We start from the raw sequence: 20,141 nt of genomic DNA on the forward strand, positions 1-20,141 counted from the left end.
CCGTTCAGGTTTTACAATACGCCACGAGGCAAATGAATACCTTTTGTCCGTATAATGCTTTCCTGAACCTTTGGAGCTTCTTTCTGCTTTTCTGCCTGCTCCGGAGCATCTTGTTTGGTTTCTGGTGTAATAGATAGCTGTATCTTTCTTTCTACGGCAGCCAGTTCCGTTTTGAGTTCGCCCAGTTTACTTTCTTTCGACCAAGTACCGTTAACCACTTCCTGAAGAATGGGCAGGTCTTTTTGTATCTCCGTAATTTTCTTGTGCTCCTGCTCGATATAGCCGGGCAATTTCTCCAGTGCATTAAGGAAGTTCGTAGCAGCCAGCTTTTCATCTTTAGCAATCACACCGTTGTTGTAGGTATATTTGATATTGCCCTCGCCCTGTACCAAAAAACGGTTTACCCTTATATCCACACCCTCTTTTTCGGACATTTCCGTTTTTACCAAAAGCGTAAATCCGTATAACGTACCGATTTCTTCATACTGACCTCCGGTTCGGGCTTTGTCCGCAATCTGGTTGAGTTTTGCACCGATTTGTTTAATATCGGCATTGGGCGGTAAGCCATCCAACTGTACAGGATTTACGATTGTACCGTCTGACCGTTTTTGGATACGCTCTTGCAGATTATTCCAATCAAGGCTCATACGGTTTAAACGAGATTGAGTGCTTTGCAACATTTCCGTATAATCTTCCAATTTGTACTTCGCACTATACTTTGAACGGTTGAACGCCTGTTTTTCGCTTTCCAACCCGGCAATCTGTTTTTCCAATTTGGCTTTATCCAACAGGTCTGTATTTCCTGATAGGATAGCCACGTATTCCGAAAAATTCATTCCCGATTTTTCGTCCATACTGCCCTCGTCAATAGTACGTTTGCCGAGGTTATTGTTTTTTAATTGGTCTATAAAAAGTTGCTTATTGTACAACAGATTGAACTTGTAACTATCCAATGATTTTTCTACGGCATAGATAATCACATCTACTTTGTTATCGGCAAAGAATTTGGCAATCTCATTACCTTTTCGAACGGCTCTGCCGTCCCTTTGAGCAAGGTCGCTTGGTCGCCACGGCGTATCGAGATGATGAACGGCAACGGCTCTTTTCTGTGCGTTCACGCCAGTTCCGAGCATACTTGTGGAACCGAACAACACACGGATTTTGCCCTCGTTCATTCCTTTGATAAGTTCCTTACGTTGCTTATCATTTTTGCCTTCCTGTATAAAACGGATTTCGTTTGCAGGTATGCCGTGGTCTTCCACGAGCTTGCGTTTGATTTCGGAGTACACATTCCATTCGCCCGGCTTGTAGGTTCCCAAATCGGAGAAAACGAACTGTGTTCCTTTCTGTGCGTTGTATTGGTTGTAATACTTGGTAATGTTTGCCGCACAATGCGAAGCCTTGTTATCGGGGTGGTCATCATACGCACCGCTTACCATCCGCATATCCAAAGACATTTTACGGGCGTAGTCCGTTGCGATGAGCATCTTTGCTTTTTCTTCCGATGGAGATAAAGGTGCTCTTCCGAGTAGTTCTCCTTTTCCTGTTTTTGCAAATTCCATCAGACTTTGGATAAATTCTTCCTGGTCGGGAGTAGGCGGTATATTGTACAACACCTCGTTCTTATTGGGGCGGTCAATTCCTATATCTTTTGCCGTTCGGTAATCCGTAATTTCGGAGTAGAATTGTGCCAGTTCCGGCACTTTGATAAAGTATCGGAAACGTTCTTTAGCTACAATGTTGTTAGCAACAGAAAATTCATAATCGGTCGTTTTCCTTGCATAGATAGCTGCCCACGCATCAAAAGAATGAATGCCCTGTTTTTCCAATGCCCGTGGTCGCAGGTATTTGAACAGCAGATATAGTTCCGTTAATGAGTTGCTGATGGTAGTTCCTGAAAGAAAGGTTGCTCCCATATCCGCATTGGTACGCTCCTGAATAGTACGGATAGCAAAGAGCAGGTTCAATGCTTTTTGGCTTCCGTCCACATTGCCCAATCCGGCAACCCTTGTATGCCTTGTGTTGAACATCAGGTTTTTGAATTGGTGGCTTTCATCAACGAACAAGTGGTCAATGCCCATCATCTTAAAATCCACCACATCATCTTTTCGGTTTTCAATATCGTGTTGCAGGGTTTTGAGCTTGACTTCGAGGTTTTCTTTCCGCTTGATTACTCCGGCAAGCATCCCTCTGGTAACTTCCTTGCCTTGCGATTGCAGGGCATCGAGGTTACGCTCTACGCTGTCTAATTCTATTTGGAGTATTTCTTTTTGAATTTCGGGCGATTGCGGTATCATTCCGAATTGGTCGTGTGTCAGTATCACACAATCCCAATCGTTGTTTTTAATGTCGCCAAAAATCCGCAGGCGTTTTTGGGGCGTAAAATCTTCCTTGCCAGGAAACAGAATTTTTGCGTGTGGGTAAGCCGTGCGGTAGGCTTCGGCAATTTCGTGAACATTGCTTTTCAGCCCGATAATCATAGGCTTATGGGCTAACCCCAAACGCTTCATTTCCTGTGCAGCCGTACACATTACCAACGTTTTTCCTGCACCTACTTCGTGGTCGCAAATTGCCCCGTTGTTGAGCTTTATCATCCAAACGGCATCCTTTTGGCTCGAATACAGGTCATTAATGCCTAAGCCCTTGCAGTCTAATCCCGGAAACTCCTGATGTGTGCCGTCGTAGTTAGGGCGGACGAAACAGTTAAACGTATCATTATATTGGTCGGTCAGCCTTGTTTTGAACTCATCGTTTTGGGCGTGAAGCCAATCGGTAAAGGCGTTGCGGATTTCATCAATCTTAGTATTCGCCATTTGTATGGCTTCCATATCCCGCACTTTGACATCTTTGCCTTCAACCGTTATTGTTTTTGAAATATCGGGCGTGGTATTGACAAGGGCGTGTTTGAGCAGGGCAATCCCATCATACGTCCGGCTTTGGGCTTTGACGGCGTATTTCTCCCAAATGTGTACGTTCTTCTGTTTGCAGGTTACGGAAAAGTCATCGGCACTGTCGGAATAATGGACACGGACTTCTGCATCGAACAGGTGCGATGCAAACCGGGCATAAATACCTGTGGGTATCCAGCGTTCGCCCAGATTAAAATCGAGTTCTTCAAATTCAATTCGTATTGGTCTTGCTTCCTCTAATACGGTAAGGCTTTCTTTGGCTTGTGTATCATCGGGATTGCTTTCGAGATAGGCTCTGACTTTCTCCGCTTTTTCCACTACGTTCCCTGCAATCCAGCGTTCGGCTATTTCATATTCCTTTTGAAGTGGATTGTAGTAGATACGACCGTGTAAGGCTTCTTTCAAAGCATCGTCAGGCATACCGCTGATTTCGGACATAAAGTCCAAATCCACGCTTCCGTACTTGTTCAACGAAGCTGATAACGCTTCTTCGGGATTATCCGTTGCTATGGTTATAGTAGAAAAACTAACAGGTCTGCTGAATATATCGGCTTTGTGTACCACGCCACCAATAACACGTTCCAAATAAGGGATTTCCTTACCGGAACTATCCGTTTTGATGAGCTTGATATTATCGGCACTGTTGAGGTTGCCGTACCTTTTAATAAAGGCATCGTAAAGGCGATTAAGGTTTTCCCTTTCTTCTTTGTATTCGGTCTGATGCTGTGCCTCTTTTGTGTAAAGCTGTTGGTAAACATCACGCACCCCGATATACGCTTCGGCTCTTGCTTTCTGTAAGGTCGGTAACTGTAAAGGGTGGAATACAGCCGTACCGTCTGCTATATCTACATCTTGCAGATGACCGACCCAACCATTATCCACCACAAGGCAATCGTTGCGATGGAACGATTGCAGTTTGCCACTGTACGGAGCAGGTTCGGGAATGGTATCGGGAATAGCTGGCTTATCAGCTTGGCCATTCTCATTGATACTTGAAAACAGGTCGCCGATAACTTCCTGTTTTTTGCCGTTGGCTGATGTATTTCCATTGGTAGGTCTATTAGTAACAGGAGGCGTATAAGGTTGTTGCATCGCACTGAACAGGTCGGTTTGGCGACCTATTGCACGGCGGTTTGTTTTAGTGCTTTGCCTTTTGGCTTGCGTGGTTCTTTTGGGCGGAGCAGCAACCATTACAGGTTCGTCCGCATTTTCAAACAGGTCGAAGATGCTTAGTTGCTTTAATTCCTGTGGGCTTTCCCGATGGGTTACAGGCGTGGGTACAGGTTGCGGTTTTGGCTGAATGATTACAGGCTCAATAACCGGAGGTGTAACCGTTGGTTCAATCGGAATTTGTATTATAGGTTCATCGTTCCGTTCGCCTTTGTACAAACCTATATTCAGGTGCTTGCCAAAATCTTCGGAAAGCATTTGTTTTAAATCTTTGGCAATTCCCTCAACGCCGTCTTTATGCGTATAGATTAATGCAGGTTGTCCGTATGGGTCGGTATCTAATTTACGTTCGGTATGCACAATCCTTGTGTTGTCCTGAAAGAGTGCATTACCAGGTGTATTGTATTCTGTTTGCCTGCTTTGGCAAAACAGATCTTCCCTTTCGGTCAGATTTTGTTTTGCCGTATTCTTTTGCAGGATAATCAGGTCGCTTCCGACTTCTGTACCTGCATATTCTGTAAAAAGATTGTTGGGTAAGCGAACAACCGAAACCAGATTATTATCCTGCATTAACGCCTTGCGTATGGGTTCGTTCTTAGGGCTGTTCAGAATGCCCTGTGAAGTAATGTAAACCAACAAACCGCCCTCACGGAGCATATCAGCACCTTTCAGAAAAAAGTAATTGTGTATGCTTCGGGCTGCCTGTACTTTTGCACTGTCCCTGCTACGGGAATAGGAAAGGTCGAAAACGGAAGTATCGCCAAATGGTATATTGCTGGCAATTACATCATAGCTGTTTTGTTCCTTTTCGAGAATTTCTTCAAAACCACTTACACGGATATTGCTTTCGGGGTAAAGCTGTTTTAAAATCTTGCCTGTGAGCAAGTCTTTTTCATAAGCGGTAATACTTTGTTGGTTTTCCGAAAAGGACTGTACGAATGAGCCGATACCTGCGGACGGTTCAAGGAATTTATCAATGTTCAGACCTCTTTCACGCAAGGTTGCGGAAATCGCATCTATTACCTGTGGCGGTGTATAAAAAGCTGTCAGTACGGAACTTTTCATACTGTCCACATACCTGCGGTATTGCTTATCGTCTTCGGAATTTTCTTTGAGCAGTTGGTGGAGTTCCTGCGTAATAGGGAAAAGGTCGTGTTCGGTTTTTCTCCAATGATTGATGTCTATTTCGTTGGCTATGGGGTTCAGCACGAATTTAAGACCGCCAAATCCGCTGTATTGCATCATTAGCAGTCTTTCGCCTACGGTGGCTTGCCGTTTCTCCTTTTCCAGTTTAAAAGCAATTCGCAGGGCATCAATATTCTGTTGGAGATGTTGCTTCTTACTGAAGCCCATTTTCCTCTATCCATATTGCGATGGTTCCAGTCAGTTCGGTATAGAGTAAATCAAACTCATAACCGTAGGCGAAATCATCGGTTAATTCATATCCTGCGAGAACAGCCTCACAGACAGGGAACATTTTAAGGGCAAACGGTCGCAGTTCCTCATCTGCCATTACGGTATCAAACTCATTGCATACCACCTGAAAAACAGTGTCGAATTTGGAGAAGTGTAAGCCCTCAAAAAGTATGTAGTTGGCTATTTCATTGCATTGCTCAATGGGGTTTCCCGCCCTGAAAGCACCCTCATAAGCATTGGAAGCCCACGAAGAACGCTGGTCGATAAATTTTTGGTCGTGTGCCTTTTCGGGGAAGCTACTGTTTAACAGTTCTTGCAGTCGTAATCTGAAATACGATAGGTCTTTTTGCTGTACATCCATACTATATTTTGTTTTAGAATTTTACTTAAATCCTAAAATTAGAAGCAGGAGCAAATGCCTATGAGAATGTTGCAGGGTTTGGCTTTGAAAGGCAGGATTTGGCGTAATAGGCAACAAAAAACCTCCGATAATTCGGAGGTTCATTTTTATGGCTTATTCAAGATTTGAAGCATCCTGCCGACTTCAATATCCATTCTTGAAAAGGCAAACCATTTTTTGCCCAGGTCTTTGAGTGATGCCCCGATGTGGTAGAGTTCTGTATGGTCAATAATCAAGAAACGGTCGTGGGCATCGGAGAAAAGCTCAATATCTACCGGAGGATATTGGCTATTGTAGCGTTGTAAATCCAACCGTAATTGATTACTGATATTTTTAGTAAGGATTGTGGCTGTTACATTGTCTTTGCGTTTCCCCAATAACGTAAGCACGGTATCATCCACATAATTATCAAGCAGGATAATGGAACTTGTGGCATTGCGGATAATATCGGAAACAAAGGCATAGGCATCAAAAACCTGCCCGTTATAGAAAATGCCTTTTTCGCTGTGCAGCTTATCACTTTCCAAAGCCTTAAAAATCTCTTCAAATTTTTGGTCGGCTTCCAGTTGCTTTAACTCGATATTATCCAAACGATGAAACAAAGAAGCATTGCTAATAAGCATACGCCGCATTTCTACAAAGGCTTCCATTATTTCAACACTCATTTTAACGGCTATGTCTGAACGGAGTATGGCAGATGCCATTGCAACGCCTTGTTCGGTAAAAACATAGGGTAAATAACGTCTGCCGCCGTAGCTCAAACTTGAGGTTCCAATTTGGAACCTCAAGTTTTCAACTTCCTCTTCGGTCAGTTGAAAGCAGAATGATACAGGAAATCGCTCAATATTTCTTTTAACGGCTTTGTTCAGGTTCTTTGTTTCTACCTGATATAAGGCAGCGAGGTCACTATCCAACATTACCTGTTTGCCCCGGATAGTATAAATCAGGTTCCTGATTTCTTTGGGTACGATTGACGGTTTATTTTCCATTGCGTTTACTGCTTTTGTTTTTCTCAAACTCAAAAGAGGTACTACAATCGGCATTCAACACGATATACGCATCGAATTTCTTACCTGCTTTGCTTGTCATTCCTTTGATTAAAGAGGTTTTGCCTTTATTGACAAGGCTTGTTACATTTTCGATACTGATTTGCACACCGCAGACGATACGGAACTGTACCCAACTACAAACCTCATCGGGACACTTCACAATTTTATCACGGATAATGAGTTGCTGGCTTTTGCATTTAGGGCAAACCAACTTCGGTAGGTTGTTTTGAGCAATAGAAGTTTGCAGCAATTCATCGGTAATGGATTTGGCATAGGTTTCCATTTCCTTTTGAAATGTTCCGGCATCCGCTTCGTTGTTCTCGATTTTCTGCAATGCCAATTCCCATTCGGCGGTCATTGCCACATCCGCAATTTTTCGGTCTTTGACAAGCCCGTACACCTGCAATCCTTTTTCCGTAGGGATTAATGAACGTTTATCCCTTTGGATATAATTGCGGGTAAACAGGGTTTCGATAATGGCGGCTCTTGTAGCCGGAGTACCGATACCGATATTTTTGAGGGCTTTGCGCTCTTCCTCGTTCTCGATTTCTTTCCCTGCGGTTTCCATAGCCGACAAAAGCCCGGCTTCGGTGTAAAGCACTGGCGGTTTGGTCTGCTTTTCCAAAACGGCGGCTTCCTTTATTTTGAGTTCATCGCCTTTATTCAGTTCAGGTAGTTCCTGTACCGGCTCTTCGCCATCATCGGTAAAACTTCCTTTGATGGAACGCCAACCCGCTTCCTGAATTTTACAGCCTTTTGCCGTAAAGTCGTAATGCAATACCTGTAATGATACATCGGTTATTTCTTTGACACAGGCTTGTGATATGGCTTCGAGCAACCGAAGCGCAATCATATTGTAAATCTTGTTTTCGTCTGCATTGAGTACGGACGGCACTTTATCCGTAATCAACAAACCGTGATGGTCCGTTACACGGAGGTCATTCACGATACGTTTGTTGAACCGTCCCCATTTGATTTTGGTAAGGGCTTGCTTGCAATCTTCACGGTTCTGCAATGCCCGCACAAGGTTTGGAATTTCAGCCCACATATCTTCAGGAATGTATTTGCTTCCGGTACGTGGGTACGTGATAAATTTCTTTTCGTACAGGCTTTGTGCGATATTAAGCGTTGCTTCAGCAGATAATTTCAGTCTTTTGTTAGCTTCCTTTTGTAAGCCTGTCAAATCAAAAAGCAAGGGCGGTTGTTCTGTAACGCTTTTGGTTTCTACCGAGGTAACAGTTGCCGTTGTGCCACGCTGAATAGCTCTAAGGGTATCATCGGCAAGTTGCTTTTCTTCCCATTTGGTAGCGGAAATACTTTTGAAATCAACCTGCGTTTTGTTGTGCATCAACTGTATCTGCCAGTATTTCTTTACCGTGAAATTCTTATTGTCAAGGTAGCGTTTGCATATCAAAGCCAGTGTGGGTGTTTGCACTCTTCCGAGCGAATAGATACCGTTACCTGCGGCTATACTCAATGCCTGTGTAGCATTGATGCCTACAAGCCAGTCGGCACGGCTTCTGCCTTGCGCAGCCTGGTACAATCCGTCAAATGCTGCCCCGTCTTTCAGGTTGTCAAAACCCTGCTTTATTGCCTTTTCGGTAAGTGAACTTATCCAAAGGCGTTCAAAAGGCTTGTTGCATTTCAGGTACTCATAAATGTACCTGAAAATGAGTTCGCCCTCACGACCTGCATCGGTAGCAACGATGATGCTGTTGCTTTGCTTAAAAAGTTGCTCAATGACTTTCAATTGCTTTAATGCGCCAGTATCGGCGGTGTACCCTTTATCTTTTTTGACCTTGCGGACGGTCAATAAAAACGGGTTGGGCAATATCGGCAGGGATGCTTTATCAAATCCCGAAATGCCATAATCTTCGGGCATTCCCAGTCCTATTAAATGACCGAATGCCCACGTAACAAAATAGCCGTTACCTGTCAGGTAGCCGTCCTTTTTATCGGATGCTCCCACAAGTCCGGCTATTTCCCTTGCTACGCTTGGTTTTTCTGCAATAATTGTTTTCATATCGTACTACATTTTTCTGCCTTTGGATTTTGCAGGGGTTTCGGGCTTTTCCTGTTGTTCCTGCTGCTGCTTGTTTTTTGGACTTTGCTGCCCGGACTTTAAAGGCTCTTGGACGTTTTTGGTCGCTTCGTTGGTTTTGCCCTCCGAATTGACGGCAGTCTGCGTTTTGTGGGCTTCGGTGGGTTTTACTCTTTCCTTATACTGATTGGGAAACTCGAACCCGGTTTTTCCTGTATCCTTATTGAAAGTGATATAGCCCTGATAAGGTTGCCCTTTTTTATCTTTTAATCCATCAATGTAGATGGTTTGACCTGCTTTGAAATCCTTATGTTGCTCATCGGTCAGCTCTTTGCCCCTAAATGTTTTTGGAGCTTCCTGCGGTTGGCTTTGCTGATTATTTTGTCCTTTGCTTTGGGCTTGACCGTTGCTTTGGGTTTGCCTGTTGGAATTATTGCGGTCAAACAGGAACTCCACATAACGCTTGTCTGCATTGAACTGTACTGTTGCCGAGAACTCCGTTCCTTTGGTGGAAATCATACCCTCTAACTTTAGCGGTTTACCCTCCATTAAAGTTTGCTTTTGTTCCTCATTCAGCTTTACGCCCTTAATTTCATCGGGAATTTTTATGAACTCTGTCCGTAATGCAATTACATCGTTTGTCAGCCTGTCAATACTGATAATAGACGGCATCAATTCGCCTGTTTTGGAATTTACCAAATTAACGACACGCCCCATATTGCCCGTTTCGAGCAGGTTTTTCTTGTCTTCATCGGTAAACTTGTGACCAAAAAACTCGAAGTGGAGGTTAGGCTCTTTTTTGATACCGTGTATTGCTACGATAACATTTCCATCTTCGGCTTGCTGTAAAGACAGGCGGGCATCTGTGCGAAGAACAGAACCTCCGAAATTAACGCCAATCGGTAAAAGTTCATTGGTTTTGTAACCTCGTAGCAAAGGGTCAAGCAGGTTTCTTTTTTCAAGATATTCCTTGCTTAACCCGAGATTTTTCATTGTGTCCCAATCAATCTGTTCCGGCTTGTAGCGATATTCGCTTACTTCCGGTGTTGTTTGTGCTGTTGCCATATTATTTTGATTTTCTTGTTTTTTATCCTGCTGTGGTTCTGTCTTCACTTCGTATTCTTTCATCACTTTTTCGCCCTCGGGAGTAGGCTTATCTACCTGCTTTTGCAACTCCTGTGCTTTATCAATAGCAAGAGGTGCAGGCACTTTGAAGAATGAAAAATTGGTAGGGTTCTTTAACTGACTGAAAAAATTGGAAAAGAAGTTGGAAAAGAAATCACCGCTTTTGTCCACACGCATAAACTGGTTTTGGTTCTTCTTTGTGGGTTCTACGGTTTCCATTTTCCCGTTTTCGTCAATACTCTTTACGGCTTGGATTTTCATTTTCTCTTTATCCAGCACCAGTAATATGTCCGATAGCTGTTCAGGCATATCCTGTTTATTAGTTGTTTCTTCGCTCATAATCTGAAAATTTTAAAAATTCACTGTCGAATGTAAAGGAAGCCTTCACTGATTTGCATTATGTGGCAGTCAAAGGCAGTGTTTGTCACTTATTGGCATCCAGTTTGGGCAAGGGAGGGTTAAAACTTTCCCTGATGAACTGATGCACATCGGACAGCTTGTAATACAGTTTTCCGCTAATGGTATAATAAGGGAGCTTGCCGATGGAGCGATACCGTTGCAGGGAACGGTTACTTATTTTCAACATTTGCAATAAATCCTGATTATCCAGTAATTCCTCGCCGTCTATGCTGTTGCGCTTCTTTTGTAAATCGTCTATGTGGTTGCCGAGAATGTCAAGCCTATCCATTATGCGTTCCATCCACGCCACAAATTCCATTTTGTCGATATTCATACGAGTACGCCTTTAATTATTACCTGATTTCAGCTTTCTGCCTTTTTCGATATAGCTTTTGCCTTTCGCCATAAGCTCTTCTACATATTCATTGGTGGTCTGCACAGCGTTTGCGTTGAGCATTTCCTTGATAGCACCAATCGTATAGTAATACTGTCCATACATTTTTGAAAAAGCAATCTGCCCGTTGGTACGCATACGCCACAATGTTTTTTCGCTGATGTGGAGATACTGGCAGACTTCGTGATTGTTGAGCCATAAGCTATCGTAACTTGTATCTTCAAGTTTGAGGATATATTCGCTTATGGCTTTCAACCGTTCATTGAGGTGCTTCCACACTTCTTCGTCAACTGTTATAATGTTCATAGCACTGCTGTTTAATGTTCACAGGACAAAATTCAGAACTGTGGCAGTGTTTGTCTGCCAATGCTTGCCAATTGAAAAAGCGTTTTTTTGAAAATTTTACAATTTGTCGTAAACCCTTATTAAATAAGAGTTTCGGTAGATTTTCCCATTTTTCGGTTATGGAAATAAGTCCATTTGCCAATTGGCATATATGGGTAAGTGCAGGCACAAAAAAAAGCAATACGGAATGTGTATTGCTTTCAAACCCTTTACGGACGGACTATTTATAAATCCTTATCCATATATTCTTCAAGAGCCTGTTTCAACTGGTCTAAAAATAATGTCCGTGAGCCTGCACGGGTTTTCATTCTATGGAATGCGTGATGCACATCGGTCAGTGAAATTCGGAATAAGACCTGCGAAATGGCAGTGAGCTTTCGGATGCCGATTTTACCACCTGAAATAGCGCCCGATGCGTACAGGGCATACATCAGCTCAACCAGTGCGTTTTTGCTGTCCGTCCAAGAAAGTTCTTTGATACCTTCTGCGTTCTGAAAATATACATCGAGATTATCTTCGGGGTTGATTTTGGTTAAGAGGTAGGCGTATAATAGGTCATTAGCGATGATGCGGGCTACTTTGTAATCGTAATAGGTAGAGAATTGCGGGTCGATTTCAAAGACGTAACTGTTAAGCCCATCGAGGTAATTTATCTGCCCTCGCTTAAAGTATTCGTTATCCTTATCCACCCTGCCCGAACGGTAGTACCTATAAAAATGGGAGTTGCAGATATGTTCCCTAAATTCAATCTTTAACTCCTGTAAATGGTTAGCGAAATAAGTATGATACATTTTCCCGTTATTAACCGGGCAAGCGGTTTCTATCCGGTAGAGCTTATTGTAGTAGATGAGTTTGCCCAGGATTTGGGGTTTAACCATTTTGAAAAACTCAATCTCTTTTGCCTCATTGACAAAGCCCGAATTTAAAACACATTCTTTTGACGAAACCAGTAGCTCCTGAAGATAAACCGTCATTTGAAAAGCCTCTTCAATCAGCCCCGAGCACGTAAGTGATAGTTTCCGTTCCTTCTCCTGAATTTCGCTAACAATATTGCCTAATGATTTTCTCATAGTAGGGAGGATTTTGTTACTGATACTTTGTTACTGATACAGTGTACCTGCACAAATGTTATTAATAAACAGGGATTTAACTGCCAATATGCCCCTACAATGGGGAAGATTTTGAACCATTTATGCCTGTTTTCTCCTGTAAAAAACCTTACCCGTATCACTTAGTCGCTCACAATCAATAAATACTTAAATTTTAATCCTAAATTTGTCTTTGCGTATTTATGCAATAATATGAACAGTGATTTAGGGAAATATGAGCAAATTATTTATCAAAAATATGGTCTGCAACCGTTGTATTCTCGTAGTTCAAAACGAACTCGACAAGCTCGGTATAGAGGCTAACAATATAAAGTTGGGCGAAATAACCCTTAAAAAAGATTTAACCACAAAAGAGCGTGAAGCATTGGAAAATGTTTTAGACCCTTTGGGCTTTCAGGTCATTGACGACAAAAAGAGCCGGATGATTGAGAAGATAAAAAATGTTATCATTGATTTGGTGCACCATCAGGACAATGATGCCAAAACCAATCTTTCGGATGTATTGAGCGATGCGCTGCACAACGACTACAACTATCTTTCCAACCTGTTTTCCGATATTGAGGGCACGACCATTGAGAAATATTTTATCGCACAGAAAGTAGAAAAGGCAAAAGAGCTTTTGGTATATGATGAGCTGTCTTTAAGCGAAATTGCCGACCGTATGAATTATTCGAGCGTGGCGTATTTGAGCAACCAGTTCAAGAAAGTAACCGGACTTACACCAAGCCATTTCAAGCAGATACGGGAAGACAAGCGCAAGCCTTTGGATAAGGTTTAAGTAAATCTTACAAATCAAACCCATAATTTCACAATAGAACTCCCCCTTATTGTTGCCAACTTTGCAATGTGAAAACAAAGCAATCGAAATATGGCAACAAATAAAGAAACAGTTTACATTCCTTTAGAGGATGTAGAAAGCGAACACTGTGCATTGATAGTCGAAAAAGGACTGGCACAGGTAAAAGGCGTAGAAACCCACAAAGTAGAGCTAAATAACCGCAGGGCGGCTATTACCGTAAATGATAACGAGGTAGTAGGAGAAGCTGTAAAAGCGATTAAAGATTTAGGCTACGGCGTTCCAACCGTTAAACATACATATCCCGTATTGGGTATGACCTGCGCATCTTGTGCGGGCAGTGCCGAGAGTATGGTAAAATACGCTCCGGGCGTGGTAGATGCTTCGGTAAACTTTGGTACGGGCAACCTTACCGTGGAGTTCCTGCCGAATATGACCAATTCCGAGCAAATCAGAAAGGCGGTACAGGATGGCGGTTATGACTTACTGCTTGAAGACGAAAACAAGCAGCAGGAAACATTAGAAGCTATCCACGCCGAAAAATTCAGAAAACTTAAAAACAAAACCATTTGGGCGGTAATCCTATCGCTTCCGGTAGTCATTATCGGTATGTTCTTTATGGATATGCCTTACGGTAATGAGATAATGTGGGCATTCTCCACTCCGGTAGTCCTTTGGTTAGGTAAAGACTTCTTTATTAATGCGTGGAAACAGGCAAAACACCGTTCTGCCAATATGGATACCCTCGTAGCATTGAGTACAGGTATTGCTTATATATTCAGTGTATTCAATATGCTGTTTATGGACTTTTGGCATCAGAGAGGCTTACACGCTCACGTGTATTTTGAAGCAGCCGCCGTTATTATCGCATTCATTCTGTTAGGTAAGCTGCTGGAAGAAAAAGCCAAAGGAAACACCTCATCAGCTATTAAAAAACTGATGGGCTTACAGCCGAAAACGGTTATCGTGATAGAAGCTGACGGTACGGAAAGACAAAAAGCCATCGAAGATGTGAACGCAGGCGATATTATCTTAGTTAAGCCAGGCGAAAAAATTGCGGTAGATGGTATGGTGGTATCGGGCAATTCGTATGTAGATGAAAGTATGCTAAGCGGCGAGCCTGTACCTGTACTGAAAAAAGAAAACGAAAAGGTATTTGCAGGTACAATCAACCAAAAAGGCAGCTTCCAGTTCAAGGCGGTTAAAGTGGGCAAAGAAACAATGCTTGCCCAAATCATCAAAATGGTACAGGATGCACAGGGAAGCAAAGCTCCGGTACAGAAATTGGTCGATAAAATCGCAGGTATTTTCGTTCCGGTAGTAATGGGTATTGCTATCCTGACATTTGTACTATGGTTCATTTTGGGTGGCGATAACGGTGTAGTACAGGGATTATTGGCAGCCGTTACCGTATTGGTTATTGCTTGTCCTTGTGCTTTGGGCTTGGCAACACCAACCGCTATTATGGTGGGCGTTGGTAAAGGTGCTGAAAACGGTATTTTGATTAAAGATGCGGAAAGTCTGGAATTGGCTAAAAAAGTAAACGCTATCGTTTTAGACAAAACCGGAACCATTACCGAGGGAAGACCACAGGTTACAGGCATCCAATGGCTGAACAATGACGATGCGACCAAAGATATTTTATTGAGCATCGAAAAACAATCGGAACACCCGTTGGCGGAAGCCGTTGTTAAACATCTGGACGGAGTTTCTACCACTACGTTATCAAACTTCGACAGTATTACAGGTAAAGGAGCAAAAGCCAATCACAATAACGAAACCTATTTTGTAGGTAATAAAAAGCTCTTAGCTGAAAACAAGATTACCATTGGGGAGCAACTGCAACTGCAAGCCGATGAATGGGGCAAACAGTCCAAAACCGTTATTTGGTTTGCAAACAGCAAACAGGCACTTTCGGTAGTGGCTATTTCCGATAAAATCAAAGAAACATCGGTAGCAGCTATCAAAGAAATGCAGGATATGGGCATTGACCTGTATATGCTGACCGGAGATAACGAAGCAACTGCCAAAGCCATTGCACAACAAACAGGTATCAAGCATTACAAAGCGGAAGTATTGCCACAGCACAAAGCCGACTTTGTAAAAGAACTGCAACAACAAGGCAAAGTGGTAGCGATGGTTGGCGATGGTATCAATGACAGTACAGCTTTAGCAACAGCCGATGTCAGTATCGCAATGGGTAAAGGTTCGGATATCGCAATGGACGTAGCTAAAATGACCATCATTTCATCAGACCTTACCAAAATACCACAGGCAATAAGATTATCAAAGCAGACCGTTGCTACCATTAAGCAAAACCTGTTCTGGGCATTCATCTACAACCTTATCGGTATTCCTATTGCAGCAGGTATTCTTTACCCAATCAACGGCTTCTTATTAAACCCGATGATTGCAGGAGCGGCAATGGCATTAAGCAGTGTGAGTGTGGTAAGCAATAGTTTACGTTTAAAATGGAAAAAATAACTTCTAAAAAATTAAAGACAATGGAAAAGAAAACACATTTTACGGCAGAGCAAGCCAAATCTATTGGCGACCAGTTGAATATTGACTGGAATAAAATTCCATTAAATGAGTTTCGTGTAGGGCTTGAAGTGGAACTGGAACACGGCTTGCAAGATGAGGCAACCAATGTAACAGGTAATGACCCTATTCTTACGGCAAAAATTGCCTTATCCCACTTAAACGCATTTTCAGATTATTATACAAGATTGTACAAAGGTTTTGGAATGGAAGTTCCACAATTAGGCAACGAATAATTAAGAAAGAATATGGGACACGACCACGGGCACAGCCACTCGCACAGTGCGAATAAAAAGACCTTAACCATTAGCTTGGTTATCATTACGTTGTATATGGCAGTAGAGGTAATCGGCGGATTACTGACAAACAGCCTTGCATTATTAGCAGATGCCGGACATATGTTGAGCGATGCGGTATCATTGTTCATTGCATTGATGGCATTTAAGTTCAGCAGCAAGGTAGCCGACTACGGCAAGACCTACGGCTACAAAAGATTTGAAATACTGGCGGCGGTTATCAACGGCGCAACGCTGATTTTGATTTCAGCTTATATCATTTACGAAGCGATAGAACGCTTCCAAAACCCGCCGGAAATTCAATCAAGCGGTATGCTCATCGTGGCATTCATCGGCTTACTCGTTAATGTGCTTGTAGCCTGGATAATGATGCGTGGGGCTGACGTAAAAGAAAACCTCAATATGCGTGGCGCATACCTGCACGTAATCAGCGATATGCTTGGTTCGGTTGGTGCTATCATCGCAGCCTTGCTCATTATGTTCTTTGGTTGGGGATGGGCAGACCCATTGGCAAGTGTTATCGTTTCCATACTGGTATTGAGAAGCGGTTATTTAGTAACCAAATCATCGGTACACGTATTAATGGAGGGCACACCGGAGAATGTTGAGGTTGAAAAGGTAACTGGAAAAATCCTGAACACCAACGGTATCAGCGGCATTCACGACCTGCATATCTGGACGATTACAAGCGGTTTGAACGCCCTTACCTGCCACGCCGTAGTTGATGAAAAAATGACGATTGGAGAAAGTGAAGTAATGCTTCGTAAAATAGAGCACGATTTGGAACACCTGAACATTCATCACGTAACTATTCAGTTAGAAACACCTGCCCATACACACGATAATTCAGTATTGTGCAATGTAAAGGCAGACCCATCAGGACACGACCATCATCATCATTAATTCAGTTGAATACTATTTAAAAACAAGTTTTAATCTCTAAAAAGGAAATAGAAATGAAAGTGAGCAAATTATTGATAGGCGCATTCGCCTCGTTAACTATCCTCTTGGCATCTTGCGGTGGCGATACCAAAACAGCAAAGGACGGACACGTACACACAGCGGGCGATGGACACGACCACGCTACGGAACAGGTTGAAAAACCTGCCGAAAAAACAACCGCAAAAAACAGAAATGAAAAAGGCGAATTAGTTGATGCGTCAGGACACCTGATTACGGGTTGTCCGGGGCATAAAGAAATGATAGGTTCGCAGGGCGATATGTGCCCGAAGTGCGAATATATGGTAATGATACCTATCACTTGGGATATTACAGGAGTAGATACGGTAAGGGTAACTGCTTTGGCAGACTACAACCCACCTGCGGATAAACTGAAAAAATAATCATCGAATTTAGCTTTATTGCGTTTGCTTAACGGTAGTTCCATTCAACAGGAACTGCCGTTTTTTTATGCACTTCCAAATCAGTAAATATCACAAATCTATCAGGGAAAAGCGTAATAAGGAACTGCCGTAATGTGCTGAAATTTGCAATATCAGAAAACAAATAAAATCTCAAATAGAAATGAAAAAGTTAGTGTTAGCATTGTCGGTAATCGCTTTTACTGCCTGTAACAATACACCAAAAGAAGAAAAGGCAAAGGAAAGCCTTTATCCCGAAACAGAAGAAACGGTTGCACCAGCAGAAACTGGTAACGAAGCCGTAATTACCATTAATGGCGGAGATGATATGAAATTCGACAAGACCGAACTTAAAGCCAAAGAGGGACAAACTGTAAAGCTCATTCTGAAGCACATCGGCAAAGCACCGATTGAAGCTATGGGGCACAATGTTGTCATTCTTGCACAAGGGACAGACTTTAACGCCTTTGCCAATGCATCAATAGATGCTAAGGAGAACGGCTACATTCCAAAGGGAATGGAAAACTCCATTATTGCCAAAACCGATATGATTGGCGGCGGGCAAACCGCCGAAATCACCTTTGCTGCTCCGGCAAAAGGTTCGTATGATTTCCTATGCTCGTTTCCTGGTCATTACATCTATATGAAAGGCAAGTTCATTGTAGAATAATACGGCAATTTCTAAATCAGTAAAAATCACAAATCTTACAAGGAATAGCATAATAGTAACTCACCGTTAAATACGGAAATTTGTAGAACAATAAAAAAAACAAGTTCAAAATGAAAAATGTAGAATTAAGCATACCAGATATGCAAAGTGCACACTGCCAGGCAAGAGTAAACGGTGCTATCAAAGACATAGACGGCATCAAAATCGAAAAATTAGAAGCAGGAAAATTGGCTGTTTCAGTTGAAAGCGATGAAGTAAAAGAAGAGCTGGTTGAGGCGATTGAAAAAGCAGGCTACAAAGTTGGCGGCGACAGCAATGAGGCTTCAAGTTGCTCAACCGGATGCTGCAATTAAATTTGGGCAATCCCGGGAATGTATGAAAGTGCGTCTCCGGGATTTTTTTCTCGAAACTATTTCAAAGAAAATATGAAACACTTTAGAACGTTGTTCCATAAATAAGAAGCTATGTCACATAAACAAAATTCAGGCGACTGTTCGGAAATAATGACGAAAGTTTGCGGGGTAGCAGACCTGAATATTCAGACACGATTGGATACAGGTACATCCGCACCATTTACCGTCCAAATTACTAACGAGCTACAAACGGATTACCAGCAGTTGAATAACCTGCTCCTTGTTAAATGCAATATCACCCTTGAAATTATTTTTATAAAGCGTATTATCGAAAAGGTAAAAGAATTACTGGTGTACACCGAACAATCCATATCGCAGATAGCAAAAGCATTAGGCTACCAAAAGCCGACTGAACTATCGGGTCAGTTAATAACCTATACAGGATTAACGTCTGCACATTTTAAGCAAATACGAAAAAACAAGCTCGAAATCATCAAAAGACAGCAGGATAGACAAAACAAATTATAATGTCAGAACAGCAAACTTTTAAATAAAAGTCTTCATTAACCTCTCTTTGTGTACTAAAGCAGAGGTTTTCTTTTTATAAGCAATGGAAGACAGGAAACTACCGAGAGATGAAGAAATACACGTGGCAGACACACAAAATTATAAAGGAAACCGAAGACACCATTACCATATACTTTGACACAGCGCAGCAGGCATTTACCTATCTGCCCGGTCAATACCTTAATATCAGGCTTACGGTAAACGGCGAACTGCTCATACGTTCGTATTCGTTCAGTTCTAAGCCGTCTGAAGAATTTCCCGCCGTTACCATTAAAAGGGTCACAGGCGGAAAAATGAGCAATTACATTTTGGATAATGCAGACCATATCGAAAACTGGGAAATAGAAGCACCCTTTGGAAACTTTGTTTTGGAAAAACCGATAGCAGAACAATCCCAAATCGTACTATTGGCAGGCGGCAGCGGTATTTCGCCGTTATACGCAATGCTGAAAAGCATTGAAAGCACCAATCCAATTCCCTTACTGGTGTACAGCAACAAATCGCCGGAAGATACTATATTCTGGAATGAACTGGAAGCGATGCAGGCGGATGAAAAGCTGAACATCTGCTATTCCTTTACCGCACCCGAATTTGTTTCAACCAAAATCAACCACGTTGCAGGCAGGTTCAATTTGCTTGTTTTGCGTTCCGTCATCAAAAGACTGGTTGGCGAGGTTGCCGAAGCCCATTATTACATCTGCGGACCCAATGGGCTGATGGATTTGTACAGGGATGCCTTAACGGGCTTGAACATTCCCGAAACGCATATCCATTTGGAATACTTCGACCCCATACCGATAGATGCGGGCAATATGGAAACGGACGGCAATGCCAAAGATGTGATTGTAAACTACTACGAGGAAAATTACATTAATGATGAAACGCAGACTTTTGAATGTACATCGCTCATTGAGGTTCAGCCGAAGCAGTCGCTTTTGGATGCGATGAAAGCCCATCATATCAATGTGCCGAGTTCTTGTAAGAACGGAACCTGCGGAGCTTGTTGGGCTGTAAAGACAGACGGAGAAGTTCGGATGCTAAACAATGCCGCATTGACCGAACAGGATATTGCAGAGGGAATAATTTTGCTTTGCCAAAGCTACCCGATGAATGCGGATGTTTGTGTTACGGTACAGTAATACCGCACACAAGTAAGTTTATAATATTTAATGTTACTGCACCGATTTTCATAAAATTTCA

The 20,141-nt window shown here is 42.5% G+C and carries 17 protein-coding genes; 9 read left to right on the plus strand and 8 right to left on the minus strand.

The features are described 5' to 3' along the window. Nucleotides 1-11: 11 nt before the first annotated feature. The 8 genes from ACFSQJ_RS12565 to ACFSQJ_RS12600 form a co-directional block, all read right to left on the minus strand. Nucleotides 12-5,432: an N-6 DNA methylase gene (locus ACFSQJ_RS12565; protein ID WP_120181169.1), complete on the minus strand. Its 5,421-nt coding sequence runs from the start codon at nucleotides 5,430-5,432 to the stop codon at nucleotides 12-14. Continuing rightward, the gene (locus ACFSQJ_RS12570) at nucleotides 5,419-5,856 is read right to left on the minus strand and encodes a DUF1896 domain-containing protein (protein WP_120181168.1); all 438 of its coding nucleotides are present in this window, start codon (nucleotides 5,854-5,856) and stop codon (nucleotides 5,419-5,421) included. Before ACFSQJ_RS12570 ends, ACFSQJ_RS12565 begins: the two co-directional genes overlap by 14 nt. A gap of 146 nt (nucleotides 5,857-6,002) precedes the next feature. Then, nucleotides 6,003-6,884, minus strand: coding sequence for an ORF6N domain-containing protein (locus ACFSQJ_RS12575; protein ID WP_249601199.1), 882 nt, complete (start codon nucleotides 6,882-6,884; stop codon nucleotides 6,003-6,005). Further along, nucleotides 6,874-8,967, minus strand: a complete 2,094-nt coding sequence (locus ACFSQJ_RS12580) for a type IA DNA topoisomerase (protein ID WP_249601198.1) — start codon at nucleotides 8,965-8,967, stop codon at nucleotides 6,874-6,876. Before ACFSQJ_RS12580 ends, ACFSQJ_RS12575 begins: the two co-directional genes overlap by 11 nt. Before the next feature lie 6 nt (nucleotides 8,968-8,973). Then, complete coding sequence (locus ACFSQJ_RS12585; protein WP_249601197.1) at nucleotides 8,974-10,449, minus strand: DUF3945 domain-containing protein; 1,476 nt, start codon at nucleotides 10,447-10,449, stop codon at nucleotides 8,974-8,976. A gap of 85 nt (nucleotides 10,450-10,534) precedes the next feature. After that, a complete protein-coding gene (locus ACFSQJ_RS12590) occupies nucleotides 10,535-10,843 on the minus strand; it encodes a helix-turn-helix domain-containing protein (RefSeq protein WP_002978404.1) in 309 nt (102 codons plus the stop codon). 12 nt (nucleotides 10,844-10,855) lie between these two features. Then, nucleotides 10,856-11,209 (minus strand): helix-turn-helix domain-containing protein, encoded by a 354-nt coding sequence (locus ACFSQJ_RS12595; protein WP_249601196.1) that lies wholly within the window; start codon nucleotides 11,207-11,209, stop codon nucleotides 10,856-10,858. Nucleotides 11,210-11,472: 263 nt separating this feature from the next. Continuing rightward, on the minus strand, nucleotides 11,473-12,318 hold the full coding sequence (locus ACFSQJ_RS12600; protein ID WP_249601195.1) for an RteC domain-containing protein: 846 nt from the start codon (nucleotides 12,316-12,318) through the stop codon (nucleotides 11,473-11,475). Between the two features lie 253 nt (nucleotides 12,319-12,571). Here ACFSQJ_RS12600 and ACFSQJ_RS12605 point away from each other — a divergent pair, with 253 nt between their 5' ends. The 9 genes from ACFSQJ_RS12605 (at nucleotide 12,572) to ACFSQJ_RS12645 (ending at nucleotide 20,080) form a co-directional block, all read left to right on the plus strand. Then, nucleotides 12,572-13,135, plus strand: a complete 564-nt coding sequence (locus ACFSQJ_RS12605; protein ID WP_339337327.1) for a helix-turn-helix domain-containing protein — start codon at nucleotides 12,572-12,574, stop codon at nucleotides 13,133-13,135. A gap of 90 nt (nucleotides 13,136-13,225) precedes the next feature. Next, nucleotides 13,226-15,637 carry a heavy metal translocating P-type ATPase gene (locus tag ACFSQJ_RS12610; protein WP_225603962.1) on the plus strand — a complete coding sequence of 804 codons (2,412 nt, stop codon included), beginning with the start codon at nucleotides 13,226-13,228 and terminating at the stop codon, nucleotides 15,635-15,637. Nucleotides 15,638-15,657: 20 nt separating this feature from the next. Further along, the gene (locus ACFSQJ_RS12615; RefSeq protein ID WP_225603961.1) at nucleotides 15,658-15,930 is read left to right on the plus strand and encodes a DUF5661 family protein; all 273 of its coding nucleotides are present in this window, start codon (nucleotides 15,658-15,660) and stop codon (nucleotides 15,928-15,930) included. Nucleotides 15,931-15,942: 12 nt separating this feature from the next. Further along, nucleotides 15,943-16,893 (plus strand): cation diffusion facilitator family transporter, encoded by a 951-nt coding sequence (locus tag ACFSQJ_RS12620; RefSeq protein WP_225603960.1) that lies wholly within the window; start codon nucleotides 15,943-15,945, stop codon nucleotides 16,891-16,893. Between the two features lie 53 nt (nucleotides 16,894-16,946). After that, nucleotides 16,947-17,333, plus strand: a complete 387-nt coding sequence (locus tag ACFSQJ_RS12625) for a hypothetical protein (RefSeq protein WP_225603959.1) — start codon at nucleotides 16,947-16,949, stop codon at nucleotides 17,331-17,333. Between the two features lie 181 nt (nucleotides 17,334-17,514). Continuing rightward, nucleotides 17,515-18,021, plus strand: a complete 507-nt coding sequence (locus tag ACFSQJ_RS12630) for a plastocyanin/azurin family copper-binding protein (protein ID WP_225603958.1) — start codon at nucleotides 17,515-17,517, stop codon at nucleotides 18,019-18,021. A 110-nt stretch (nucleotides 18,022-18,131) separates the two neighbouring features. After that, nucleotides 18,132-18,374, plus strand: a complete 243-nt coding sequence (locus ACFSQJ_RS12635; RefSeq protein ID WP_225603957.1) for a heavy-metal-associated domain-containing protein — start codon at nucleotides 18,132-18,134, stop codon at nucleotides 18,372-18,374. Nucleotides 18,375-18,485: 111 nt separating this feature from the next. After that, complete coding sequence (locus ACFSQJ_RS12640; RefSeq protein ID WP_225603956.1) at nucleotides 18,486-18,902, plus strand: hypothetical protein; 417 nt, start codon at nucleotides 18,486-18,488, stop codon at nucleotides 18,900-18,902. A 107-nt stretch (nucleotides 18,903-19,009) separates the two neighbouring features. After that, complete coding sequence (locus ACFSQJ_RS12645; RefSeq protein WP_225603955.1) at nucleotides 19,010-20,080, plus strand: iron-sulfur cluster-binding domain-containing protein; 1,071 nt, start codon at nucleotides 19,010-19,012, stop codon at nucleotides 20,078-20,080. The last annotated feature ends 61 nt before the right edge of the window (nucleotides 20,081-20,141 follow it).

It is taken from the genome of Croceitalea marina, assembly GCF_042684265.1.
In the GTDB taxonomy this organism is placed as follows: domain Bacteria; phylum Bacteroidota; class Bacteroidia; order Flavobacteriales; family Flavobacteriaceae; genus Croceitalea; species Croceitalea marina.

What these genes read in the sequence shown, in the direction of transcription:
- ACFSQJ_RS12565 (WP_120181169.1), bottom strand. Translation starts at nt 5,432, where the DNA reads ATGGGCTTCAGTAAGAAGCAACATCTCCAACAGAATATTGATGCCCTG.
- ACFSQJ_RS12570 (WP_120181168.1), bottom strand. Translation starts at nt 5,856, where the DNA reads ATGGATGTACAGCAAAAAGACCTATCGTATTTCAGATTACGACTGCAA.
- ACFSQJ_RS12575 (WP_249601199.1), bottom strand. Translation starts at nt 6,884, where the DNA reads ATGGAAAATAAACCGTCAATCGTACCCAAAGAAATCAGGAACCTGATT.
- ACFSQJ_RS12580 (WP_249601198.1), bottom strand. Translation starts at nt 8,967, where the DNA reads ATGAAAACAATTATTGCAGAAAAACCAAGCGTAGCAAGGGAAATAGCC.
- ACFSQJ_RS12585 (WP_249601197.1), bottom strand. Translation starts at nt 10,449, where the DNA reads ATGAGCGAAGAAACAACTAATAAACAGGATATGCCTGAACAGCTATCG.
- ACFSQJ_RS12590 (WP_002978404.1), bottom strand. Translation starts at nt 10,843, where the DNA reads ATGAATATCGACAAAATGGAATTTGTGGCGTGGATGGAACGCATAATG.
- ACFSQJ_RS12595 (WP_249601196.1), bottom strand. Translation starts at nt 11,209, where the DNA reads ATGAACATTATAACAGTTGACGAAGAAGTGTGGAAGCACCTCAATGAA.
- ACFSQJ_RS12600 (WP_249601195.1), bottom strand. Translation starts at nt 12,318, where the DNA reads ATGAGAAAATCATTAGGCAATATTGTTAGCGAAATTCAGGAGAAGGAA.
- ACFSQJ_RS12605 (WP_339337327.1), top strand. Translation starts at nt 12,572, where the DNA reads ATGAGCAAATTATTTATCAAAAATATGGTCTGCAACCGTTGTATTCTC.
- ACFSQJ_RS12610 (WP_225603962.1), top strand. Translation starts at nt 13,226, where the DNA reads ATGGCAACAAATAAAGAAACAGTTTACATTCCTTTAGAGGATGTAGAA.
- ACFSQJ_RS12615 (WP_225603961.1), top strand. Translation starts at nt 15,658, where the DNA reads ATGGAAAAGAAAACACATTTTACGGCAGAGCAAGCCAAATCTATTGGC.
- ACFSQJ_RS12620 (WP_225603960.1), top strand. Translation starts at nt 15,943, where the DNA reads ATGGGACACGACCACGGGCACAGCCACTCGCACAGTGCGAATAAAAAG.
- ACFSQJ_RS12625 (WP_225603959.1), top strand. Translation starts at nt 16,947, where the DNA reads ATGAAAGTGAGCAAATTATTGATAGGCGCATTCGCCTCGTTAACTATC.
- ACFSQJ_RS12630 (WP_225603958.1), top strand. Translation starts at nt 17,515, where the DNA reads ATGAAAAAGTTAGTGTTAGCATTGTCGGTAATCGCTTTTACTGCCTGT.
- ACFSQJ_RS12635 (WP_225603957.1), top strand. Translation starts at nt 18,132, where the DNA reads ATGAAAAATGTAGAATTAAGCATACCAGATATGCAAAGTGCACACTGC.
- ACFSQJ_RS12640 (WP_225603956.1), top strand. Translation starts at nt 18,486, where the DNA reads ATGTCACATAAACAAAATTCAGGCGACTGTTCGGAAATAATGACGAAA.
- ACFSQJ_RS12645 (WP_225603955.1), top strand. Translation starts at nt 19,010, where the DNA reads ATGAAGAAATACACGTGGCAGACACACAAAATTATAAAGGAAACCGAA.